Source organism: Bradyrhizobium niftali (genome assembly GCF_004571025.1).
In the GTDB taxonomy this organism is placed as follows: domain Bacteria; phylum Pseudomonadota; class Alphaproteobacteria; order Rhizobiales; family Xanthobacteraceae; genus Bradyrhizobium; species Bradyrhizobium niftali.
In genome coordinates, this window is the sequence record NZ_SPQT01000090.1 from 1 (window position 1) to 4,981 (window position 4,981).

Annotated in this window: 4 protein-coding genes; 2 read left to right on the forward strand and 2 right to left on the reverse strand. The window is 60.7% G+C overall.

Annotation, left to right across the window (positions count from 1 at the left end):
• On the reverse strand, positions 1-354 hold a 354-nt coding region (locus tag E4K65_RS48370), incomplete at its 3' end, for a c-type cytochrome (protein WP_430649066.1).
• Positions 355-566: 212 nt separating this feature from the next.
• On the opposite strand from E4K65_RS48370, the gene E4K65_RS46285 reads away from it, so the two are divergent.
• The gene (locus E4K65_RS46285) at positions 567-2,237 is read left to right on the forward strand and encodes a DUF2075 domain-containing protein (protein ID WP_235886065.1); all 1,671 of its coding nucleotides are present in this window, start codon (positions 567-569) and stop codon (positions 2,235-2,237) included.
• Between the two features lie 198 nt (positions 2,238-2,435).
• On the opposite strand, the gene E4K65_RS46290 is transcribed toward E4K65_RS46285, so the two are convergent.
• Positions 2,436-3,995 (reverse strand): winged helix-turn-helix domain-containing tetratricopeptide repeat protein, encoded by a 1,560-nt coding sequence (locus E4K65_RS46290; RefSeq protein WP_135179710.1) that lies wholly within the window; start codon positions 3,993-3,995, stop codon positions 2,436-2,438.
• A gap of 108 nt (positions 3,996-4,103) precedes the next feature.
• On the opposite strand from E4K65_RS46290, the gene E4K65_RS46295 reads away from it, so the two are divergent.
• Positions 4,104-4,565, forward strand: coding sequence for a cupin domain-containing protein (locus E4K65_RS46295; RefSeq protein ID WP_135179711.1), 462 nt, complete (start codon positions 4,104-4,106; stop codon positions 4,563-4,565).
• Positions 4,566-4,981: the final 416 nt, after the last annotated feature.

Here is a 4,981-nt window from a genome sequence, read left to right on the forward strand (position 1 = left end):
AATGTAGCTCGCTGGCAGTCCGGCGAGGTCAGCATTTTCCGGACCGCCTTGACCATTCGCCCTATGACAAAAACCGCAAGCGAACACGTCGGGCTTCCTCCCGTGCGCAACGATATCGGGAAGCGCAGGATGGTCTTCGGGATGCCAGACCGGTGCCAGAAATAGATCTCGGGTTTGCGGAACCGTATAGGACGCGCCGCTGTCCGGAACCGATCGTGGCTTGCCATCGTCGGGCGCCGGTTTGAAGCCGGGCGGATTGACCGGATAGGCCCACGCGGGCGGACCTTCGCTGCGTGCCGGTTGAACGGCAAGCGCGACAATGGGCAACAGTAGGATAGCTGCGAGCATGCGCATCTTATCCCCCACCGTTCTGACGCCTGGTTCAAAAACGTATTACATCGTGTCGCCTACGACAACTTCCAATCCTGAGTAACCAGTTCGGGTAGCTTCTGATCCAACGGCAAGAAGCCCTTGTCGATGGCAATGCCGACGAGAGTGGACAACACGCTCTTCGTCGCCGAATGCACCGGCCATTGCACGTCGGGCGAATTGTTGGCGTAGTATTCATGAAGGATGCAGTTGCCGCGCGCCAGCACCAGCGCCCTGGCCGACGGGTAGTGCCGATCGTTGTTGCGACGATGGCAGCGAATCTCGCGTTCGATCTGGCATGGCAAAATGACGGGGTCGCAAGCCCGGTCAAATCGAATGGGGGCAATCTGCGGGAAATTCTCGGGCGCATCGTGCGTGAGATACCAGAGCAGGCCGAACTTGACGGCGCCCAGTGGTCGCGGACTGGTTACAAGCCCACGCCCACAATCATTGAAGCAGCGCAGGCGCTATACCAGGGGCATCGGGTCGAAGACATCACACGCTCCGATGCCGGAGCCAAGAATTTAAGTCAGACGGCGGCATGCCTTGCTGAAATCATCGAGGATGCCAAGGTCCATAGACGCAAGGCGATCTGCTTTGTAACCGGAGTGCCAGGTGCCGGAAAGACGCTGGCAGGCCTCAATCTCGTGACGCTTCGGACTAAGGCCCACGAGGAAGAGCATGCTGTCTTCCTGTCCGGCAACGGCCCCTTGGTGGAGGTGCTGCGTGAGGCACTCGCACGGGACGAGCACGCGCAATTAAAGGAACGCGGCGAGAAAAGTCGGAAGTCTGACGCGGTCCGGAAAGTCAAAAGCTTCGTCCAAAACATCATGCATTTTCGAGACAGCAACCTCGTCACCTCTGAGCCTCCGATCGAGCGGGTTGCGGTCTTCGACGAGGCGCAGCGCGCATGGGACGCCAAGCATCTGGCAAACTTCATGAGCCAGAAGAAAGGGCAGACAAACTTCCAGATGTCTGAGCCTGAGTTTCTCATCAGCGTCATGGATCGGCATGAAGGCTGGTGCACGATCATTTGCCTCATAGGCGGAGGGCAGGAGATCAATGCGGGTGAAGCGGGCCTGACCGAATGGTTTTCCGCGCTCAAGCGAAGTTTCCGAAATTGGAAAGTCTATACGTCGGAACAACTAGCTCATCGCGACTACCATTGGGGACAAGACCTGCCGGCCTTTCTCGAAGGGCTCGAGAGCCAATCTCTGCCGGCGCTTCATTTGGCGGTCTCTGTTCGATCGTTCCGTGCAGAGAAGCTCTCGGAATTTATAGGCGCGCTGGTCGCAGGTGAGGCCAAAGAGGCTAAAGAGCTCTATCAGGCTATCAAGGAGACGTATCCGATCGTTCTGACGCGCGAGCTAAGTCATGCGCGGCAGTGGCTCCGTGATCGCGGGCGGGGTTCAGAACGCATTGGTCTGGTGGCTTCGTCGGGCGCATCGCGCTTGAAGCCAGACGGGATCAACGTTCACGAAAAGATCGAAGCGACGACCTGGTTTTTGAACGGGAAAGATGATGTTCGCTCGTCCTACTATATGGAAGATCCTGCAACCGAATTCGATATTCAGGGCCTGGAACTCGATTGGGTCGGGGTCTGCTGGGACGCTGATTTTCGGTCGGTCGACGGGAGGTGGCAGTTCTTTCGGTTCTCCGGCACGCGGTGGCAGAACGTCAATGATGACAACCGGAGGGTCTACCTGACCAACGCTTACCGTGTGCTGCTGACGCGCGCGCGACAGGGGATGGTGATTTACATTCCGAGAGGGGACTCGATCGACGCCACCCGTCCACCAGCCTTCTACGACGGAACGGCCACGTTCTTAGCGGAGTGTGGGTTGCCGCTGCTTGACCGAAGAATCTAAGCAGAGCGAAAGTATCGGCCGCTGGCCGATTTCTTCCATAACGTCTCATATCCGAATGACGTCAGTTGCTGGCGAGAAAGCGGACGCGCCGCCGGTTCGATCTCGTCTTCCGTTAGTGGCCCGAAGTGGACATGCCAAATTTCAAAGGACAATGGCAGCATCACTGCCAAACCAACCACGTCCCTGCAGTTTGCCACGCTACTCCGGCAATCCGGCGTCCCGCAGCGCGCCGCCAAGAGCCTCCGCGAGGCCTGGCGCACAGTTCACGCCAGCAAACTGGCGGCTGTAGCGAAAGGCCGGCTGAAGCTCGAGCACGCGCGCGGCGGCTGCCCTCGCTTCGCCTAATCGGCCGAGTTTGGCCAGCGCGGCGGCCAATTGCACATAAGTGATGCTGTGTGCCGGATTGGCTTGAACGGATTTGTAGGCCGCACGACAGGCTTCGTCGTAACGTCCGCGCAGCAAATGGCTCATTGCTTGCGCGTCAAACGCGGCCCAGGCCCACGAATCAAACGGGCTCAGCCGCAGACCCCGCTCGCCCCACTCTATCGCGCGCTCCGCTTCGCCGCCCCATCCCAGAATAACGCTGCCGAGAATGTAGGTCAGCGCCGATGACGGGCTGATGGCGAGGGCAGCTTCCAATGCTGCAAATGCGGCGGCGCGATCGTGCGCATCCATGCCGATGGAAAATCCGGCCCATGTCAGAGCGAGCGCATCGTCCTGTCCATGGACAATAGCCGATCGGGCGTGGCGGATCGATGCGGCGCGGTTAACCTCCTGCAGGCCGGCGCGAAGGAACAGGCAATGGTGACACATCGCGGCATTGCCATGCGCCAGCGCATAGGCCGGCTCGAGTGTGATCGCACGCTCGAGAAGCGCAAGCGCTCTCGTCACTTGCTCCGGCATGCCTGAATCGACGTCCGGCTGCGCCCGCAGCACGAGATCGTAGGCATCGAGACTGTCAGGTCGCTTCCGCCTGACACGTTCGATTTCGGCTTTCCGCACGCTCGGCGCAATCGCGCCCACCGCCGACAGCGCGATCTCGTCCTGGATTGCGAAAATATTGTCAGAGCTGCGGTCGTAGCGCTCGGCCCAGACGTGGGCGCCGGTCGACGCGTCGATCATTTGGCCGGTCACGCGCACGCTACCGCCGGCCTTGCGCACGCTGCCTTCGAGCACATAGCGCACGCCAAGCTCGCGGCCGACCTGCTTCACGTCCACGGCACGGCCCTTGTAGGTGAAGGTCGAGTTTCGCGCGATGACGAAAAGCCAGTTGATGCGTGCGAGACCGGTGATGATGTCGTCGACCATCCCATCGGCGAAGTACTCCTGCTCCGGATCGCCGCTCAGGTTCGAGAACGGCAGAACGGCGACCGACGGTTTGTCAGGCAAGGCCGGTGCCGACGCGGCGCGGTCGACAGCCGATGCATCGGGGGCATTGGTGACGACGGCCGGCCCCACATAGCGGTAGCCGCGCCGCGGCAGTGTTTCGATCCAGCTCTCGGCTTCCGCCTCCGCCAGCACCCGGCGCAAGGCTGCGATCTGAACCGTGAGATTGTTATCGGCCACCGCCAATCCGCCCCAGGCGGCCTCGACCAGGGCGTCCTTGGACACCGGTACGCCCGCGTCTTCGAGCAGCCGGCGCAGCAGCGCGACGGCGCGCTGCCCAAGCATGGTCGGCTCGGCCCCTCGGTACAGAATGCCCGCCTCGGGGTCGAGGCGGAACGGGCCGAACTGGTAGAGGTCGCCCCCGACTGTCATGCGACGCTTTTAGCAGATTTTTGGGAACGGATTCACGACTTCCCGGCGCGGATGGCCGATGTTGGACAAGTGCTTGCAGGAATTAGCATTTGGTCGATGGAGGATCACATGAGCGCCGATGCCGTCATTCGCATGCCCGATGAGACGAACGGGGTCATCCTGCGTGGTCATCCCATGGTGTTCCTCGTCACCGGCGAAAATACCAAGCACACGAGCATGTTCGACTGGACGATCCCGGCGGGGTTCGCCACCGGGAGGCATGTTCACCGGGTGCAGGAGGAGACCTTCTACCTGCTCGACGGCGAGTGTGAATGGCATGTCGGCGACAGGACGATCCGCGCAACGCCCGGCACCTATCTGTTCATCCCGCCGGGGGTGCCCCACAACATCACGAATGTCAGTGAGCAGCCGGCTCGCGTCCTGATGACCGTCTCTCCGCCCGGCCACGAACATTATTTCGAAGAGCTCGCGAAACTCGCGGCACAGGGGACGCCGGATCCAAAAGCGCTTGCCGATTTGCGCAACCGCTATGACACCGATCAGCTCTCGACTTTGACAACCCGTGCGTAAGCCTCCGTCCCAGCGTTCGATGGCAGCTTCTGGCCCCTCGCGTCAATTAGTCCGATGCAGCGGTTTGTCTGGAGTTGCGGGTAAAGCGGACCTGCCGGCTGAGCGCCGGACTTCTCAGTTTGACCCACATGTATGGTCCGGCCGTGCGTAGCAAGAGGTTCGTCGATCAGGTGGTGAGTGGTCTTGCATCAATGTATCCGGCCTTTGATTGGAGCATTTTCTCCGGGCCATCATGGATATCAGCGCGCGTGCGTTCTCATTAGCGGACAGGCCTCGATTGGGCCATTTGGGTCACCAGTGTTCGCATGCGCCGGGAAGACCGAACCTCCATCTCGTCTCATCCTCTCGCAGACCTCGGCTGGAACCTGTTGATGGGGTTACGTCATCGCATGCTCCTCCTACCTCGCAGTTCCTGT